The following is an 18,297-nucleotide window of genomic DNA, read 5'->3' as shown; positions in this document are numbered from 1 at the left end:
ACTTCCGCAACACTTTTACCTTCAGAAAGCCAGAGAATAGTTTGGGCACGTTGTCTTTCACGCCAATGTTTTGCATGCTTGGCCAGAAAAATGAGTCGTTCTCGCTGTTCTAAACTAAGTGGTACAGAAACAATTCGAGGCATGTGTGAACATCTGTTAACTAAAAAAACTTTTTTCGCATGATTAGTTATTTTTGTCAACTTAAGGTAACTCAATTTACCTAAAAGTTATTGGTTAAAAAAGAAGATTCTCTCCTTTTTTTTCAGGTTTTCATTATTATATTCAAATCTTTTTTGCATGATGTCCCCATGAAATTCACGCTCGCACTTATCGCAGCAATTCTGATCTCCCTTGCATGGCTATTGCCCATACACTACCGCCCGTGGGTGACTTATACAGGCGAACTTTACGCATTTTTTGCCCTGTTTGCCCTTGCAGCCTGTCTATTCAAAGAAAAATTACAGATTCCTAAAATCAGCCTGCCCTTACTGGCACTGTGCAGTGTTCCACTCATTCAGTGGGGCTTTGGCTTAGTCTACTTCTTTGACAAAGCCTTGCTCAGCAGCGTGTATATCTTCAGTTTTTGGCTAGCAATCAATTTTGGCTACAACCTCACGCAAAACAACAGCGAACGTGAACGCATCTTCGCAGGCTTTAGTTATGTGCTGCTTGGCGTGGGAAGTATTACCGCATTCATGGCCATTTGCCAGTGGCTCACAATCGATCAATACCTGCCTATGATGGTAGATATTAAAATCGGGCAACGTCCTTATGCCAATTTCGCCCAACCGAATAACATGGCGACCTTTTTGATGATGTCACTCATGGCATGCCTATATTTATACGAAAAACAAAAAATTAAAACCGTATGGATTGTGATTGCTGCTGCCATGATTTTGGTGGGTGTGGTATTGAGTCAATCACGGACGTCATGGTTGGCGTCGCTGTGTCTCTTGACCTATTTGGGCTATCAACAATACCGTGGCGTGATGCGGATTAAATGGCGCTATAGCTTACTGTGGTTTGCCGCATTTATCGGGCTGATTTTTATCGCACCTGCTTTTAGTCAATTGCTCTCGCAAAGTGCAGACCTCTCGGTGCAATCTCCTGATGTGGTGCAGCGCGCCACAGGTGATATGTCACGCTTGGCGATTTGGCAGCAAATGCTCGCTGCGATTGAGCATCAACCGTGGTGGGGCTATGGTTGGCATCAAACCAGTGTGGCGTATGTGACGATCAGTGAATTTGTGCAAGGTCCTGTGTGGATTCGTAGCGCACACAATTTTATTTTAGATTTTTTACTTTGGAATGGTGTGATACTCGGTGTGCCATTTTTGGCGTATCTGGGTTATTGGGGCTACCAACTGCATAAATATACCCAGTCGGTGGAATCGGTTGTGGGGATTTTAATGCTCGGTGTATTTAGCGTACATGCCATGCTGGAATTTCCACAAAACTATGCCTACTTCTTGCTGCCTGTAGGTTTTATTATCGGCATGGTTCAGTCACAGCGCGTAGTGAAAGGTCTTACTTTATCTCCACTATATTTACGCAGCACTTTTGTACTTGGCGCATTGTTACTAGTGCTGATTTATCGTGATTATGAGATGATGGTGCCTAAATTGAATCAGTCGGTACGCTACGAACAAACGCCTGAAAAAATCACCCATCAAGATCGTATTTTGGTATTGGAAGAATTTAACCGCCGCATTGCGTGGATTCGTTTAAATCCGTATAGCCAGCAAACGCCTGAACAGTTGCAGGATATTCATGAAATTGTGTTGAATTATCCAACCCGCTACGATTTATTGAAATATGCACGGGTGTTGGCGTTTAATGGCTATGAAGCAGAAGCCAAAAAGCAATTATGGTTGTTAAGCACTTTATGGCAGGTCAATGTAGATTATACGACTTTATTGGATGAGGCCGCGTCACGCTGATTTAAGTATTCTATTTAAAAAAATATGCTTGTGTGGCTTCCCCCTTTGAAAAAGGTGAGCCATATATGGCGCAAGGAGGGGGATTCAAAAAATATAAGCCAAATATGGTGAAAATCCCTCCTAACCTCCCTTTAAAAAAGGGAGGAACATTCATCATAAAATTTATTTATTGTGCAAACATGCTTTTCAAGCTTCCCCCTTTATCAAAGGGGGATTGAGGGGGATTGAGGGGGATTGAGGGGGATTTGAAAAAGGTGAGCCATGTATGGTGCAAGGAGGCGGATTCAAAAACTCATGCCTCAAGGAGAAGTCCTTCTTGTAGATGAGAGTTCAGAGCATAAACTAAATTTCTGAAAAATTCGTGATTTTTACTGTGCCATCGGGAAAGCGTGCAATCACTTCTAATTGACCTCCCATTGCTTCAATATGGCTGCGTAAAGTAGAAACATACATATCGGTACGCTTTTCTAATTTTGCAATTGCAGGTTGTTGAACGTTAAGTAAATCGGCCATGACTTTTTGTGATAGCCCGCGTGCTTGACGTAACTCTTGCAAAGGCATTTCACTCATGTGCTGTTGAGCAAGTTGGTGTGCTTGTTGTTGGGAGTCGGCAGACATTTTTGCACGTAGAGCAGTAAATTTTTTTGCCATTAGATTAAACCCTCTTTTTTCAATTGATTAAGATGATCATCATATAGACGCTCTGCAATAGGGATATTGATCTCATACCAACGGTCATCGCCAGTTTTATCACCAGCAATCAGTAAAATTGCGGTACGTCTTGGGTCAAAAGCGTACAAGGTACGAAGTGGGCGACCTTGATGTTGCGTTCTTAATTCTCTCAGGTGATCGTACTTTTGCGTACCATGAATTCCACTGCTATGTGGGAATTTTAGATTTGGACCAAAAGTTTCAAGAAGTTCTACTGAAGCAGCAATTGATATTTGCTCTTGCTCTGTCAGAGTTTCCCACCATTGTTCAAACTCATCGGTATATTCGACATCCCACATGATTTATTATACTCTTTATATTCCATTGATGGAATGTTGTTGTGTTAGATAAAAGACAATTTCAACTCAGCCTGATTTTGAATCATCTTGCTGTGGTAAATGGTTGATTTTTTTGTATAAATATTTGTTTTACATTGTTTTTATTTATTTTCTTGAAATATAGATATTACCAAGCTCATGCAGACTTATAAGAAGAACTCAGCCTGACGACTATACAAAAATTATATTAACAAGCGCGTTAAATATCGTCAATTGACTAAGGCATCGCTAAGGTTGAAGATACCAATGTTGAAAATCTCTCCCAAGCTCTCTTTAAAAAAGAGAGGGGTATTCATTATGAAATTGATTTCATGTGTGAAATTGAAGTAGCGTTGAAATTTTGCTCAGATAAAGGCATTTATGTTAGAACTGTATGATCTATTTATACAATAAGGCATGCTAATGGCGAGAACTACGAGTGTAACAATTGACCCACAACTCGATGACTTTATGAGCAAACTGATTGAATCTGGATGTTATGGTTCAACCAGCGAAGTGATGCGATCTGCATTAAGATTATTGGAACAGCAAGAAAATCAAACTGTAGCTTTGAAGCGAGCGATTGAAGCAGGCGAGAATAGTGGCGAAAGTACACTCAGCCTAAAAGATATCGCGGCTCAAGTGAAGCAGAAGTATCAATAGCGTATTTTTATGTGAAGCGTTGCGCATTTTTGCAATTAGCTAAGCTCTATTGAGCTAGACAACAAAAATAAACTTCTTAAACTGTAAACTATAGATTACAATTAAATGTATAAAATTATAACCACTCAATCTTATGCTGCATGGTTTGACTCATTAAAAGACACGCAAGCGAAGGCACGTATTAATGCTCGTTTGCGTCGGGTAGAACTGGGAAATTTGGGTGATACTTCACCTGTTGGTGATTATGTATCTGAATTGAGATTTTTCTTTGGTCCTGGCTACCGTATTTATTTCATGCAGCATGGGAGTGAAATTTTGCTCTTGCTCGCAGGTGGAGATAAATCTACACAGCAAAATGATATTCGTACAGCACTGAAACTGGCAAAAGAAATACGAGGTGAAGCATGATTGTTGAGTTAAAAAAATGGGACATACAGGATCATCTTAAAACTGATGAAGATAGACAGGCTTATCTTGAAGCGGCTTTAGAAGAGGCGGGGGATGATCCTGTATATATTGCGCATATTTTGGGTGATATTGCTAAATCGTATGGCATGACTAAACTTGCACAAGAAACGGGTTTAAGCCGCGAAGGGCTATATAAGTCTTTTGGAAAACAGGGAAATCCTAGTTTTGTGACGGTGAGTAAAGTGGCAAATGCATTGGGTTTAAAATTGACGTTCCAGCAAATATCATAAGTTCAAAGAATCCCAGCGGATGAATCTTTATCTCTTACTTTAAAAGCATGATTCAATCATGACCTAAGATGAACTAAAAACCTCTACCAAACCCTAAAAACAAAAGACTGGAAAAACCAGTCTTTTGTGCGATTGAAACGAGATGAATCTTAGAGTTGGCTTTGAATATAGTTTTCAATGCCTACAGTTTCAACCAAATCAAGCTGTGTCGTTGCCCAGTCGAGGTACTCTTCTTCTTTCTCTAGAATTTCCTGAACCAAATCACGAGTTACATAGTCCAGTTGTTGTTCTGCCAAAACGACGGCTTTTTGAATCGCTTCAATATTTTCTTGGACTTTACGCACATCACATTTCAACACTTCAGCCGTATGCTGACCGATATATAATTTGCCTAAATGTTGTAAATTTGGCAGCCCTTCTAAAAATAAAATACGTTCAATAATTTTGTCAGCATGTTTCATTTGACGAATCGACTCTTTATATTCAGCCGAGCCGAGTTGTTCAATGCCCCAATCATTAAACATACGTGAATGCAAAAAATATTGGTTAATTGCAGTCAGGTGATGATACAAAACTTGGTTGAGTTGATTAATCACATCACGATTGCCTTTCATTGCAGCACTCCATCAACAATTTCTGCCTTAAACCGCTTAAGGCAATCTATATTTGTATCTTAAACAAGACTGGGCAAAATGGCGAGTGATTTATCGAACGGCGAATGAAAATCGCAATCAAAAACAATTAGCTAGGCGGTGTGAAGAAATGTAAGCCAAGAAAAACCCGCTGTAGTCGAAAGCGGGAGAGGAAACACTGAGTAAAAATTATAATACTGAAATGCGGGAGAGCAATAAAACGGCAGCTTTAGGCAGCAACGGCAAGACGAGACGCAATTTGTGCAATTTCATCGCTAATGATGGCGCGAGTTTCAGGTGCACAGCGACCACAACACGTGCCCAAGTCAAACATATCGCGAATTTCACGATAGCTGTCTGCACCATTGGCAACGGCTTCTTTAATGTCTTGATCTGTAATACCACGGCATAAGCATACGTACATGAATGCAACCACAATAATTGAAATAAGATAAGAGTTATTATTGATAATTATTATCGTTTGTCAATAAAAATCATTTGAAAAGTCATTTATTGTAATTGAGTTTTTGAATTAAAAAATGCCACTCAATAGGTGGCATCGTTTATTAGTTTTTAAGTATATGAATAATAATGACTTATGAATTGATAATCACCACGCCATCCATTTCAACTAAAGCACCTTTAGGCAAGCTAGCCACACCTAAGGCTGCACGCGCAGGGTATGGTTGTGCAAAGTATTCGCCCATAATTTGGTTGACTAATTGAAAGTGTGATAAATCCGTCAGGAAAATATTCAGCTTGGCAATATCGGCCAAAGAACCGCCCGCCGCTTCACAAACGGCTTTTAAGTTATCAAACACACGGCGAATTTGCGCTTCAATGCCTTCTACCAATTCCATGCTGTATGGGTCTAAACCAATTTGACCAGATAAATAAACAGTATTGCCCACTAAAATGGCTTGAGAGTAAGTACCAATTGCTGCAGGTGCATTTTCAGTATGGATGACTTGGCGGGACATTGATTTCTCCTAAAATAATGTACGAACATCATAGACCATCCGACTGCATTTCAGTAGCCTGATGAGTCTATAATGCAAAATCGGTGAAGGTGCGGCACAGTCAAACTATGTAGCCACATTAAATTAACAAGCTTTGGCTTCTTCTGCGATGCTGATGGGGCGCGCTAAACGGCTAATTCGTGGGAAACCGAAGTGCATACGCAAATCACGAATAATTTTGGCAATTTGCTTACGGTTATTCACTACAATATTCACATAGGTTTTGCCATCGTGGCTGCGTACCATTTCTACTCCCGTTTTGGCCTTACGACATTGATAGATCAAATCGGAAATTTGTTCGTCATTCATATCCATATCAATGCTGAGATAAGCCGTAAAACTCACGTCATCTACATCTTCCGAAGTCCATTGTAGCGGCATGATATTTTCAGGATGTTGATGTTGCTCATGCAGTAAGTTGTTGCAACGCGCACGATGCACAATCAAGCCACGGCGTGACAAGTTGCCCTGAATCGGATCGCCCAGTACAGGGTTGCAACAGTGCGCATATTTCACGTCAATGCCTTCTGTGCCCTGAATCAGACGGTCAGAATGTTCGCTGCTGTCCTGATCGAGTGCGTAAATGTGATTTGCCACCAACTGTGGCAATAAATCTCCGACTGCAATCTGTTCGAACAGGCGTTCTTTGCTGTCGATATGACGCCATTGCAACACATTTAACCAATCTGCTTCGGTCAAGTCTTGAATCGAGTGATTAAATAATTTCAGCGCACGGTTAAGCGCTTGCTGACCCACCAAGCGCTGCTCTTCAATATCTTGATCACGCAGAATATTCTGTAAGGCACGACGGGCTTTTTGGGTGTTGATAAAACTCAGCCAGTCTGGGTTTGGTGTGGCTAAAACATCGGTGATGATTTCGACCACTTGCCCGCTGGTGAGTGGTGTGGAAAGTGGTTTGCTTTCACCATTAATTTTTGTACCGACGGCATGGTTACCTAAGAACAAACTGGCTGCATAGGCAAAGTCAACTGCGGTGGCACCTTGGGGCAATTCATGTAAATGTCCGTGCGGGGTATAAACATGAATTTTCTCTTGGTGTAGATAATCCAGTAAATCGCTAAATGTAGTTTTAGCGCATTCACCATCAATCAACACGTTCAAGCTTTGCATAGAGGCTTGAATGGCAGAACGGCAGGCTTGCGGTGCGTTTTCACCTAAGACTACGCCAAAACGTGCGGCTTTACGCATCAATTCAGTTTGAATGGTAAGTGATAAGGTGGTTTGTTCACCTTTTAGACGCATCATGAGCGATTGGTTACCGCCTGGCAGTGGGCGACGGATATGATCTTCATAATGCAAGACCTGAAAACTGTCACGTAAAATATCAGCCAAACGGTCACAGTCAGCAATGCTTTGTAAAATAATTTCAAAGGCGTGGCTGTGGGTCAGTTCTTGTAGATCAATATCGTTTTTAACAAAGTGGCGCAGTAATTCAATATTGTTATTTTTCTTTTTAATACGGCCTGTAATTTGATTATCTTGCAGCAGGTCGGCAAGATTTTGTTCCCATTTAGACTGGTATTCGCAGCGTTTTGGCTTGGTTTGCAAAAGGGCGGCTTGCACATCGTTATACATATCTAAATCTAGGTTTTGATAACACAGATGTTCAAGATTATCCGCCATTTCATTCATACCCACGATACGTGCCATAGGTACAAACACATCAAAAGTTTCTTGGGCGATGCGTGCGCGTTTGTCTGGTCGCAGTGCATCTAATGTGGTCATGTTGTGATAACGGTCTGCCAGTTTCACAATAATGACACGTGGATCCTGTAAGGTTGCTTGCAGAATTTTACGGAACGAAGCGGCTTTGTTGTATTCCTTGTCGCTCGAATGGCTAAGCTTAGTTACACCATCGACCAGTTCGGCAACGGTACGTCCGAATTTTTCTGTGATGTCATCTTTGCTGTAGTCGGTATCTTCTATGACATCGTGCAATAGCGCAGCAATGAGCGTGTCGGCATCCAAACGCATGTGTGCCAAAATACAACTCACCGCAATCGGGTGTAACACATACGGTTCACCACTTTTACGGGTCACGCCATCATGCGCATGCTCAGCATAATCGCAAGCCGTAAGCACCTGTTCGACTTCACTTACGCTAAGGTAAGGTTCGATCATGGCTTGAAGCTGTTGTTTGGCTTGGCTGACCATCGTGCCTGGCATATAACACCCTTTAAAATACAAGTGATAACGAATCTACAGTTAGACCTTATAATGAAAAGCATATTGCATGACTTGTCAATTTTTTTCATGCCAAATAGTGATAAATTTGGCACTAATAAAGAGGGTCTTACTCCTTATGTTATAACGGTTTTTAGCGCAAGATTAAAGTTCAGGCAACAAAAAAGCCTAGTAAAAAACTAGGCTTTTTCAGAAAGTGGTTCTTATTGGAAAGAAAAACCATCTAAATTCAAGTTATTTGCTGAAAGTGCAAGGTCAAGACTTGAAGTTTGATAGTCTTGATCACGTTGTTTCAAAATGTCTTTAGACACATGACCCACAGCAATTTCACGTAATGCCACTACAGTTGGCTTATCATTGTCCCACTCTACAGTTGGCTCAATGCCTTGACGTGCCAATTGACGCGCGCGCTTGCTTGCCACTAGTACAAGCTCAAAGCGGTTGTCTACATGGTCTAAACAATCTTCAACGGTAACGCGTGCCATAAGAATTCTCGTTCGAATAGTAAATTTAAACAGACTGTGCAGTATAAGGTGCTTTGCTTATAGACTCAAGTTTTAATCACGCGCTTGGTGGGCTAATTAACTTTTGAATCAAGGCTTGATGACGACGCGCCTGCTGCGCAGTCACCAAACGATTGGCAATAATCACTGCTTCTAAATCGTGCAGGGCTTTATTAAAGTCATCATTAATAATCAGATAGTCAAAATTGACATATTGCTGCATGTCTTCTACTGCGCAGCCCAAACGATGCTCAATCACATCGACTGCATCGGTGCCACGGTTAGATAAGCGCTCACGTAAATCAAATTGACTTGGTGGAAGAATAAAAATTTGCTTCGATTCAGGAAAAAGATTGCGTACTTGTTGAGCACCTTGCCAGTCAATTTCAAGCAACACATCGTGACCTTTGGCTAACTGCTCTTTAACCGTTGCTTGCGCGGTGCCGTAATAATTGCCAAAGACTTCAGCATACTCAATAAAACCGCCTTGTTTTACCAAGTCGATAAAATCTTGTTTTTGTGTGAAGTGATAATGCACGCCATCGAGTTCGCCGGGACGTTGACCGCGTGTTGTGTGAGAAACTGAAACGTGTAAATTATTCACACGCTCAAGCAGGGCTTTAACGAGGGATGTTTTGCCTGTTCCTGAAGCGGCAGAAACGACAAACAATAGACCCGACATGATATTTTTCCTGATATGATAAAATATCTTCTCTATTTTAGAGTAGACGCCCCTTAAACAAAATAGCCAAGATGGCTTTTGTTGGCATAAATTTTTAAACATCCCACCTATTTAACTTCAACATAGAGGGTTCTATGGAAATTGTATTGGCGAATCCACGTGGTTTTTGTGCAGGTGTAGACCGAGCAATTGCGATTGTAAATCGTGCCCTTGAGTGTTTTAACCCACCTATTTATGTGCGTCACGAAGTGGTACACAATAAATTTGTGGTAGATGACTTGCGCCAACGCGGTGCAATTTTTGTCGATGAGCTAGATGAAGTGCCCGATGACAATATTGTGATTTTTAGTGCACATGGCGTATCTAAAGCGGTACAACAAGAAGCTGAACGTCGCGGCTTAAAAGTGTTTGATGCCACTTGTCCATTGGTGACCAAAGTGCATATTGAGGTGACTAAGTATGCGCGTGAAGGCACTGAAGCTATTTTAATTGGTCACGAAGGCCACCCAGAAGTTGAAGGTACGATGGGACAGTACGACAAGAAAAATGGTGGCGACATTTATTTGGTAGAAGATGAGGATGATGTGGCTGCTCTTGCGGTTCAGCATCCAGATAGAGTGGCTTTTGTAACGCAAACAACTTTGTCGATTGATGATACAGCCAAAGTCATTGATGCCTTGCGCCAGAAATATCCGAATATTCAAGGGCCACGCAAAGACGATATTTGTTATGCCACTCAAAACCGTCAGGACGCAGTGCGTGACTTAGCCAATCAGTGTGATGTGGTGTTGGTGGTGGGTTCACCAAATTCATCCAACTCTAACCGTTTACGTGAGTTGGCTGAACGTATGGGGAAACGCGCCTATTTGGTGGATAATGCAGACGAGTTGGAACAAGCATGGTTTCAACCGAATACAAAAATTGGTGTGACTGCAGGCGCATCTGCACCAGAAATTTTAATCAAACAAGTGATTCAGCGTTTGCAAGACTGGGGTGCAACCGCCCCTGAAGAGCTTGCAGGCCGCGAAGAAAATATTACCTTTAGTTTGCCCAAAGAGTTACGTATTCCTGTAACACAGGCTTAAACTGCGAAGTACATAATACTTTAAAAAATTGATTAAAAATAGGCAGATAACTGTTGCATGACGGTTATCTGCTTTTTTATGCCTTTTGTCCTGAAGTGTGAGGGTTTTGTAAAGTTGTTGGTTATTATTTTTAATAGGGCAAAGTCTGTGTCTTGGGGGGAGTATGCGAAAAAAAGAAAACGGGTTCACCTTAATTGAGTTGATGGTGACCATTGCTGTGTTGGCGATTATCGCGATGATGGCGGCTCCTTCAATGACCAGCATGATTCGTAAAAATCAATTGCATAGCGATGCAAGAGCTATTATTGAATTGGCCACAATGGCACGTTCCGAAGCTGTATTTACTAAGAAAGAACAGAAGTTGGCACTAGACGCCTCGGTAACAGACGGCAAGTTCAAGTGGCTGCCAGAGCAACATACCAGCTGGGCAAGTAAACCAGTCAATAGCCTGACCTACAATATGTTTGGCTTTTTAGTTTCAGCGAATGATCGTGAGTGTTTTATTTTGCAGCATCAAAAAGACAGCTCAAAAAAAGCGGTCATCGAGTTTTTTAAAAACGGTTCGATTCGATATGAACGCTCAAATAGCACATGCCCAAATTAATAGGATGAGGGTAAAACAATGATAAGAAATCAACGTGGTGTTGGCTTGGTCGAGGTTTTGGTGGCATTGGTGCTGCTTGGAATTGCAGTGCTAGGCTTTACTGCTTTGCAAATTCGGGCGGTTGCTGCCAGTGCAGACGCAGGTCAAAATATTCAAGCCATGAATATTGCACGAGATTTATCTGAACGTATCCGTATGAATCGTGCTGGATTAGATGAATATAAGGCAAATGCAACAGTGACAGATTGTGCTGCAAATTTTTGTACCAGTGATCAAATGGCAGCCTATGACTTTAAACAAGTTCAGTTGCGTGCAGAAAATTTAGGCATGTCTATTGCTGTGAACGACTGCCAAGGTTCGACCCTGAAAAGAAAATGTGTATATGTGGCTTGGGATACAACCACTGCAACAAATGGAAGTGGAGGTAATCACTGTACCAATGGGACAGCGTATAACCCAAACGCACAATGCATAATTATGGAGGCTTATAACTATGACTAAGCTTCAGAAAGGTTTCACTTTACTTGAGCTGATGATTGGCTTGGCAATTGGTTTGTTGGTGGTCAGTGCAGCAACTGCTATTTTTCTCAGCGCACAACGATCTTTAGGATTTCAGTTGGGTATGGGTGATGTGCAGCAAAACTCAAATTTTGGCTTGGCAATGCTGACTCATGACTTACGACACGCCAATCTAAACACACCGTCTAACCAAAAAGTTAATAATAAGATGGTGGGTTCTGGCGTAATTTTTGCCCAAGAAAACTATCCATCAAGCTTACATGCGAATTTGATTGATGATGTTGCTTTAAGTCAGCAGAATTTACAAGAAGATGCAACCACAGGTAATAGCGATCAACTCGTGATTCAGTTTGTGCCGCAGTATCAGGTTGAAGAAGCATCAGATGTTGACCCAAAAGATGCTACCAAGAAAATCAATGAAAGATTATTAAGCAATACAGATATGTATGATTGCGAAGGCAATAGAATTGGATTTACAACAGCAAAAAAACCCAATGAAGACACTCAAGCAATCCGCCCAACCATGGTACAGCGTTACTTTATAGCAAAGTTACCAAATTCACAGCAGGGCAGTGATGGTTTGGATCGTTACGGGTTGTACTGTGATGCGGGGCATTATAATGCAGGCGATAGCAGTATTACGGGCTTAAATAATAACGCACAGTTACTCATGCAAAATATTGATGCGTTTAAGGTGCTTTTGGGTGTGAAAAATCCACAAAATAATCAATTGCGTTATCTCACAATGGATGAGTATACCGATTTGATGTCATCTATTACCGAGGAAAAAAATTATCTACAAGTGATTTCATTGCAAGTTTCTGTGGTTGCGCGATCTGCGACCAATATTGGGGCTGATGCTGGTTTAAATAATAAAACTATTACCCTCCCAGGTACCACTACTGCAGTGGTGTTCGATGGTGATGCGAATTTGAATAAAAAATACATACGTCAACTGGTCACTCAAGTGGTTGGTTTGCGTAATACATTGGGAGCATCGTAATGAAACAACAAAAAGGTGCAACGCTCATTGTGGTTTTGGTCATTCTGATTTTAATTACCTTGGTAGGTACATTAGCGGTTCGTTCTGGGATTTTAGGATTAAGACTGGCAACAAACAGCCAAGTACAGGCTTTGCTTTTAGAAAACAGTAATGCGGCATTATTTAATTTGGAAAACCCAAATCAGGTGGCGCGCCAATTAGCCCAAGATGGTATGTATAGCTATTTTAACTCCGCTGCTAATGCAGAAGATGAGTTGGTGTTTTGCTACCGTGCATCACAAGACACATTTTTTTCTATGAGTCAAGCTAGTGCAATATCCCGTACAGGTTCAAAAACCAAAATTGGGGTAACAGGTTATTGTAAAGCCAATCAGTTTGCGACAGGGCGTTCAGCGGTATTGGCGCAAGTCTATTTAAAGAAAAATATAGACAATGTGGTGCCATTTGCACACGTAGCTCAAAACACCAGTATTGGCTCAAGCAGCTTACCTGTGGTGTCGAACAGTATTAGCGTCACCGTGATTTCAGTCTTGCCAAGTTTTTCTAGTGCAAGTAAAGCAGAAATTGAAGCTTGCTTTAAAGAGCGTGCGGCAAATGTATCACGCTGTTTTGAAGATTTAAATATTCCCTATAACACCCAGCGCGCAGACTATGTGGTAGGTGGTCAGCCAAAGCTTGTGTCGTAGTTGAACAGAATCAGTGAGGATTAACAAATGAAACAGTTTAATAAAAAAGTTCTTTCTGCCACTGTGTCAATGATGATGACATGGGCAGTGTGTGGAAGTATTCAAACTTCGGTTGCGAGTGATATTGAGATTTATAAGGACGCATCTTCGGGTAAAACAACTATTACTTTGATGTTGGATACTTCAGGTAGTATGTCAACTGAGCAAGTGGGGAAAACTGCTTGCGATTTACCCAGTGTTATTTCCAGTAAAGATGCTACTTTAAAAAGTGAGTCATCAGGCACAACTCCGAGCTATACTAAATATTATTGTGAGGTTGGTGGAAGGGATGAGCGTAGATATTATTATCAACGAAGTAAGGTACAAAATAAAAACAAAGAATCATACTTTGACTGGTTTAAATGTGGTGCTGGTAATGACGGTTCGACGAATAGCGGTGAGTGTAATTATCCAATAGGTACAATAGCACCTTCAAATATAAGTGACTATTCTACAGAAAGAGATACAAATAAAAAAGAAGACTGTAAAGATGAGAATGCTTGTAATTACTATAAAGACTTAAGAGTGGATGGGAGAAAATATTACGATCGTTTGACACGATTAAAAGATGCTTTATTTTCATTAATGGATAGTGCGCTATTGGATGAAAAAACAATGGCGATTGGTATTGGTAACTTTTCATCACAAAGTGATCAAAACAATAATTTTACTGCTGCAGATGGTTCAAGTGGTAAAATTCTAGTCCCAGCAGCACTAGTTGACTTAAACCAACGCAATAAAATAAAAAATGCCGTTGCGGGCTTAATTGGTTCGAATGGTACGCCAACTGCGAATGCTTATGCAGAGGTGGCTGCATATATGTTGGGAACTAATACGACGACCAACGTTACTACAGTACGAGAAGAATATATTAGTTACAACAGTGGAGGTTCAACTAGATACGGTAGATGTACGGAATGGCGGGGACTTGAGTGTTGGAGTTATAGTACCAGTACGTACTTAACAGGTATTGGAGGTAGGTCTACTAGACAGGTAACATGGAGTAATGCTAGTGATATAAGAACAGCTTTACTTGAGCCATACACAGCCACAGCTGCTAATCTTGGCTATAGCGGATTCTCTAAATCAGTCAATGGTAGTAAAGTGGATTCTTCTGCTACAGCAACGAATTATCAAACTCCATTATCTACCACGAGTACACAATGTAATGGTCAGGGGATTTACTTTTTAACTGATGGTGAGCCAAATAGTTCACCTGTACCAGAGCCATTGATGAAAGCAGCTTTAGGGACTGCTGGATCAGCATTTAGTGTGCCTACTACTGGAAGTTTACCGAATGGTAGTCAAGCAGGTCATGGTATGCCTGCAGTGGGTGAGTTCGCCAAAGCCTTACGTAATGTGAGATCATCGACATCCACTGTAAATCGTAATCCGCTTGGTATTGAAATTAAGACAGCTGTTGTAGGGTTTGGTTCGGTCTTTGATGTCGATCGTGAGGCAGATGCAAAATTGCCAGAAAGCGAGCGTGTGATTCGTTTGCTAACAGATGCCAAAGGTATAACGCGAGAATATTATAATTGTAGTAAAATTGCTTCATCTCGGGTGGATGCAAGAAATGCTTGTAATTGGGGAGCACGTTCCCATAGCTCATTACCAGGAGTAGGAGGATATGGCGAAGGTGGGTTCTACTCTGCTCAATCACCTCAAGATATTATTAATAGTATTGTCAACTTTTTAGGTGAAGTAAAACCAGAGTTTGATCCTGTTGCAACTGGTAGTCCAACTATACCTGTAGATAGTCTTAATCCTATTCAGTTACAACCTTATGGTTATTACGCCTCCTTTATTCCAAAGCCACAAGAAAGCACCCAGTTATGGGTAGGTAATTTAAATAAATATAATGTATATAATGGCGAACTTTTTGATAAGGGAAATTTAATCCGATTGATTAAAACAGACGGTAGTCTAGACAGTAGGGCGGCTGGTTATTGGGAAGACGGTGTTAAGGGGCAACTTAAGCTCCGTGATATACTAGATGCGGAAAATCAAAAAAAATCACAAAGAATAATTTTTACGAATCGTGAAATTACGGGTACGGCAGTACCTTATGCTGCAATTGGAAAAAATAACCAATTATCTAAGGTAAACTTACAAACGTTATTTAGTGAGGGTGTAAGTGCTAATGGTGATCCAATTGGCAAATTTAAGAACGATCCAGACAAAAACTATTGGTTAAACTTACTGGGTTACAATGTAAAAATTGGTGATAGTGTTAGCCTAGCCTCGTTAGCAGAAACAACTGAGTTGAGACAAGTAGGTAGTGTTATGCATTCCTCACCTATCTTGCTTACTCAAGAAGGCAAAATTGTAGTAAATGGCTCAGCGGTCACTACGACAGGTCGTAAAGATTATTTATTATTTGGTTCTACTCAAGGCATTTTACATGTTGTAGACGACAAAGGTCAGGAAGTATTTGCGTTTGTACCACATGAAATGATGGAGAAGCAAAAAGTTGCCTTTTTAACCGAGTCTATTTCTACAGGTGGAAAGTCAAAACTCTTTTATGGCATTGATGCGCCGTGGACAGCACACACCCAATATGTTTCAAAAAGTGATGGAACATTAACGGTGAAAGATTCTGGGCGTAAAGCAAGTGATGAAGAAAATGCGCAGAACCTGATTGGTATGCAGTGGGTGTATGGCGGTTTGCGTATGGGGGGTAAAAGTTACTATGCGTTGGACTTAACTGACATTGAAAAGCCTGAATTGAAATTCCATATCAATCCAGATGCAGATAATGCTTCTGCTGCACTCAAGCAAATGGGGCAAAGCTGGTCAAAACCGACTCTCGCTTACGTAAATTGGGGCGATACGCGCAAGCTTGTAATGTTTGTAGGTGGTGGTTACGACCCTATTTATGAAACTCATAATGCAGACCCAAGCTCGACCAAAGGAAATGGTGTGTATATGTTTGATGCACACAATGGTGATTTACTCTGGTGGGCGAGTGATAGTGAAAAAACAGGTGCTAGCCGATTTACTCAGAACAATGAGCTAAAATACAGTGTTGTTTCGCAAATTAATGCGATTGACCGTGATGGAGATGGTTTAACAGATCATATCTATTTTGGTGACTTGGGTGGGCAAGCATTCCGTGTTGACTTTAATAATCGAGCAACAGATACAGCAAACTTTGCAACACGCGTAGTTCGTCTATTTACAGAGCATCAGGGTTCTGGTCTGAGTCCTCGTTTCTATGAAATGCCAAGTGTGTCTATTCATCAAGATGATGGGAGCTACTTTGCTGCAGTTGCCTTTAGTTCGGGTAACCGTAGTTCGCCATTAGCAGGTTTAAACTCTACAGACAGTGCTAATGATGCCGTATTTGTAGTGTATGACAATGATGTAGCACGTCAGGACTTGTATAAAACAGGCATTACACTATATACCGAAGATGAAAGCTTAACCCAACTTAACTTTGATAGTGGTGTGGCACGTCGCGGTCAAAATAATACCTTAAATGGTGGCTGGAAAGCTTATTTTGATGCAAGTAAAGCAGGCCGTTATAAAGGTATGAATGACCTGTATGCTCTAGATGGTATGCTCTATGTCAATGTGTATGATCGTGATGGTACTGGTATTGGCGGAAATTGTGGTGCAGGTGTAGCGGGTGACTCTTATCTGTACCAATATTGTTTACCTACTGGAAAATGTGATTTCTATTCAGGCACTGGAAACAAACCAGGTCGGGTAAAACTTGGTGCAGGTATTTTGGGTACAGGTTTGGGCCTGGGTTATGGAAATGAGGCAAATACAGTGAGTTTAGTGGTGAATCGTGATGAGCCATCTGCACTGGATTGTAGCTTAGCTGCCAATAAAAACTTACCGCAATGCCAGTTGTTTAATACACAGGTAAAACTCAAGCAAATGCGCTGGTATGAGTCGCGTTAAGGGGGGAGTATGCAATTCAAAAAAGGCTTTACCCTAATTGAGCTGATGATTGTGGTCGTTGTGATCGCAATCATTGCAGCCATCGCGATTCCGAGTTATGCCGCGTATATTCAGCGTAAGGATCTTGCTTTAGCAAAGCAGGAAGCCTTGCGAATAGCGACAGAGCTAGAAAAATTCAAAGCTAAAAACTTCAGCTATAAAGGTTTTGATGCAACCTACTTATATACAGGTTATGCACCATCCACAGGCACTTTAGCAATTCCTGTAGATGGTTCAGATACTAAATTTACCCTTACTTTATTGGATTTAGCCACCAAGAAGCCTTTGTCTATACAAAGAGACGCAGATGGTAATGAAACCGCAGATTCAAGTTCTGTACGTGGTTTAAACTGGGTGATACGGGTTGAACGTGCTAAAACAGGTACAACCTTAAAACAACCACGTAATTACGATTTATTGTTGACTAGTGAAGGTGTACGTTGTCAAACTCGGACTCCAGATATGGTTTCAACATATACTTGTGGGACTACAAATAATGAAAACTGGTAATCAAGAGCGCGGATTTACACTGATTGAACTCATGATTGTGGTGGCTGTTATTGCTATTTTGGCTGCAATCGCGATGCCATCGTATACTAGTTATAAAGTACGTGCCAATCGTGTAGAGGTTCAAACGGAGCTGATGCAACTCGCGCAGCGTTTGCAAAGTTATAAGGCGATGAATCATAGTTATCGAAATGCAACATTGGCGAGTATTGGAGGAAATAGTACATTTCCAAGCCATCAAGCTTTATACAATATTAATTTGGCAATTGATGCATCTAATCAAGCATATACCCTGTCAGCTTTGCCTATTTCAACAGCTGCACAAAAAGGGAATGGTGCCTTAAGTTTAGATCAGTCAGGGCGCCAATGCTGGTTTAAAGGTAAGGATTCACCTTCAACAACAGATACTTGTTCTGCCTGGTCAGAGAAATAAATTCAAAACTGTGGATAAATCATTTTTTGATCTTTCCCTCGTGCGGAATTTAGCGTAGAATATTGCCCTCTATGAAAGGGGTTTGAAATGTATCGATGGT

The 18,297-nt window shown here is 41.1% G+C and carries 20 protein-coding genes and 1 pseudogene; 12 read left to right on the top strand and 9 right to left on the bottom strand.

The window, feature by feature from the left end:
• Positions 1–143, bottom strand: a pseudogene (locus B2W49_RS08130) (helix-turn-helix domain-containing protein); the annotation flags it as partial.
• Positions 144–308: 165 nt separating this feature from the next.
• Here B2W49_RS08130 and B2W49_RS08125 point away from each other — a divergent pair.
• Positions 309–1,940 (top strand): PglL family O-oligosaccharyltransferase, encoded by a 1,632-nt coding sequence (locus B2W49_RS08125; protein ID WP_291338721.1) that lies wholly within the window; start codon positions 309–311, stop codon positions 1,938–1,940.
• Positions 1,941–2,282: 342 nt separating this feature from the next.
• Here B2W49_RS08125 and B2W49_RS08120 read toward each other — a convergent pair whose 3' ends face one another.
• Positions 2,283–2,591 (bottom strand): XRE family transcriptional regulator, encoded by a 309-nt coding sequence (locus B2W49_RS08120; protein ID WP_004809975.1) that lies wholly within the window; start codon positions 2,589–2,591, stop codon positions 2,283–2,285.
• Positions 2,591–2,950: a type II toxin-antitoxin system RelE/ParE family toxin gene (locus B2W49_RS08115; RefSeq protein ID WP_004809973.1), complete on the bottom strand. Its 360-nt coding sequence runs from the start codon at positions 2,948–2,950 to the stop codon at positions 2,591–2,593. The genes B2W49_RS08120 and B2W49_RS08115 overlap by 1 nt, the downstream gene beginning before the upstream one ends.
• Before the next feature lie 441 nt (positions 2,951–3,391).
• Between B2W49_RS08115 and B2W49_RS08110 the strand changes: the two genes are divergently transcribed.
• From B2W49_RS08110 to B2W49_RS08100, 3 genes are all read left to right on the top strand, one after another.
• Complete coding sequence (locus B2W49_RS08110; RefSeq protein WP_004809971.1) at positions 3,392–3,631, top strand: type II toxin-antitoxin system ParD family antitoxin; 240 nt, start codon at positions 3,392–3,394, stop codon at positions 3,629–3,631.
• 105 nt (positions 3,632–3,736) lie between these two features.
• Positions 3,737–4,039 carry a type II toxin-antitoxin system RelE/ParE family toxin gene (locus B2W49_RS08105; protein WP_004809969.1) on the top strand — a complete coding sequence of 101 codons (303 nt, stop codon included), beginning with the start codon at positions 3,737–3,739 and terminating at the stop codon, positions 4,037–4,039.
• Positions 4,036–4,329, top strand: a complete 294-nt coding sequence (locus tag B2W49_RS08100; protein WP_004809966.1) for an addiction module antidote protein — start codon at positions 4,036–4,038, stop codon at positions 4,327–4,329. Before B2W49_RS08105 ends, B2W49_RS08100 begins: the two co-directional genes overlap by 4 nt.
• 149 nt (positions 4,330–4,478) lie before the next feature.
• On the opposite strand, the gene bfr is transcribed toward B2W49_RS08100, so the two are convergent.
• The 6 genes from bfr to gmk all read right to left on the bottom strand — a co-directional run bounded on the left by bfr (position 4,479) and on the right by gmk (position 9,370).
• Complete coding sequence (bfr, locus tag B2W49_RS08095) at positions 4,479–4,943, bottom strand: heteropolymeric bacterioferritin subunit Bfr (protein WP_004809965.1); 465 nt, start codon at positions 4,941–4,943, stop codon at positions 4,479–4,481.
• A 247-nt stretch (positions 4,944–5,190) separates the two neighbouring features.
• Entirely contained in the window at positions 5,191–5,385 is a 195-nt protein-coding gene (locus B2W49_RS08090) for a bacterioferritin-associated ferredoxin (RefSeq protein ID WP_004974511.1), read from the bottom strand.
• Positions 5,386–5,557: 172 nt separating this feature from the next.
• The gene (locus B2W49_RS08085; protein ID WP_004809961.1) at positions 5,558–5,941 is read right to left on the bottom strand and encodes a RidA family protein; all 384 of its coding nucleotides are present in this window, start codon (positions 5,939–5,941) and stop codon (positions 5,558–5,560) included.
• 123 nt (positions 5,942–6,064) lie between these two features.
• On the bottom strand, positions 6,065–8,167 hold the full coding sequence (locus B2W49_RS08080) for a RelA/SpoT family protein (protein ID WP_291338720.1): 2,103 nt from the start codon (positions 8,165–8,167) through the stop codon (positions 6,065–6,067).
• A gap of 221 nt (positions 8,168–8,388) precedes the next feature.
• The gene (gene rpoZ / locus B2W49_RS08075) at positions 8,389–8,670 is read right to left on the bottom strand and encodes a DNA-directed RNA polymerase subunit omega (RefSeq protein WP_004896248.1); all 282 of its coding nucleotides are present in this window, start codon (positions 8,668–8,670) and stop codon (positions 8,389–8,391) included.
• 76 nt (positions 8,671–8,746) lie between these two features.
• Complete coding sequence (gene gmk / locus B2W49_RS08070; RefSeq protein WP_291338719.1) at positions 8,747–9,370, bottom strand: guanylate kinase; 624 nt, start codon at positions 9,368–9,370, stop codon at positions 8,747–8,749.
• A 134-nt stretch (positions 9,371–9,504) separates the two neighbouring features.
• Between gmk and ispH the strand changes: the two genes are divergently transcribed.
• The 8 genes from ispH (at position 9,505) to B2W49_RS08030 (ending at position 18,197) form a co-directional block, all read left to right on the top strand.
• Entirely contained in the window at positions 9,505–10,455 is a 951-nt protein-coding gene (gene ispH / locus B2W49_RS08065) for a 4-hydroxy-3-methylbut-2-enyl diphosphate reductase (RefSeq protein ID WP_291338718.1), read from the top strand.
• Positions 10,456–10,618: 163 nt separating this feature from the next.
• Complete coding sequence (locus B2W49_RS08060; protein WP_291338717.1) at positions 10,619–11,059, top strand: pilus assembly FimT family protein; 441 nt, start codon at positions 10,619–10,621, stop codon at positions 11,057–11,059.
• Positions 11,060–11,077: 18 nt separating this feature from the next.
• Positions 11,078–11,560 carry a type IV pilus modification protein PilV gene (gene pilV, locus B2W49_RS08055; RefSeq protein ID WP_168393994.1) on the top strand — a complete coding sequence of 161 codons (483 nt, stop codon included), beginning with the start codon at positions 11,078–11,080 and terminating at the stop codon, positions 11,558–11,560.
• Positions 11,553–12,581 (top strand): PilW family protein, encoded by a 1,029-nt coding sequence (locus B2W49_RS08050; protein ID WP_291338716.1) that lies wholly within the window; start codon positions 11,553–11,555, stop codon positions 12,579–12,581. The genes pilV and B2W49_RS08050 overlap by 8 nt, the downstream gene beginning before the upstream one ends.
• Positions 12,581–13,267, top strand: a complete 687-nt coding sequence (locus tag B2W49_RS08045; RefSeq protein WP_291338715.1) for a pilus assembly protein PilX — start codon at positions 12,581–12,583, stop codon at positions 13,265–13,267. The genes B2W49_RS08050 and B2W49_RS08045 overlap by 1 nt, the downstream gene beginning before the upstream one ends.
• Positions 13,268–13,294: 27 nt before the next feature.
• The gene (locus B2W49_RS08040) at positions 13,295–17,218 is read left to right on the top strand and encodes a pilus assembly protein (protein ID WP_291338714.1); all 3,924 of its coding nucleotides are present in this window, start codon (positions 13,295–13,297) and stop codon (positions 17,216–17,218) included.
• Positions 17,219–17,227: 9 nt separating this feature from the next.
• Positions 17,228–17,767: a type IV pilin protein gene (locus B2W49_RS08035; protein WP_291338713.1), complete on the top strand. Its 540-nt coding sequence runs from the start codon at positions 17,228–17,230 to the stop codon at positions 17,765–17,767.
• Entirely contained in the window at positions 17,754–18,197 is a 444-nt protein-coding gene (locus B2W49_RS08030; protein WP_291338712.1) for a type IV pilin protein, read from the top strand. The genes B2W49_RS08035 and B2W49_RS08030 overlap by 14 nt, the downstream gene beginning before the upstream one ends.
• Positions 18,198–18,297 lie beyond the last annotated feature (100 nt).

Source organism: Acinetobacter sp. UBA801, assembly GCA_002296655.1.
Classification (GTDB): domain Bacteria; phylum Pseudomonadota; class Gammaproteobacteria; order Pseudomonadales; family Moraxellaceae; genus Acinetobacter.
Note: the sequence above shows the minus strand (reverse complement) of the source record. Positions and strands in the feature narration are given on the sequence as shown.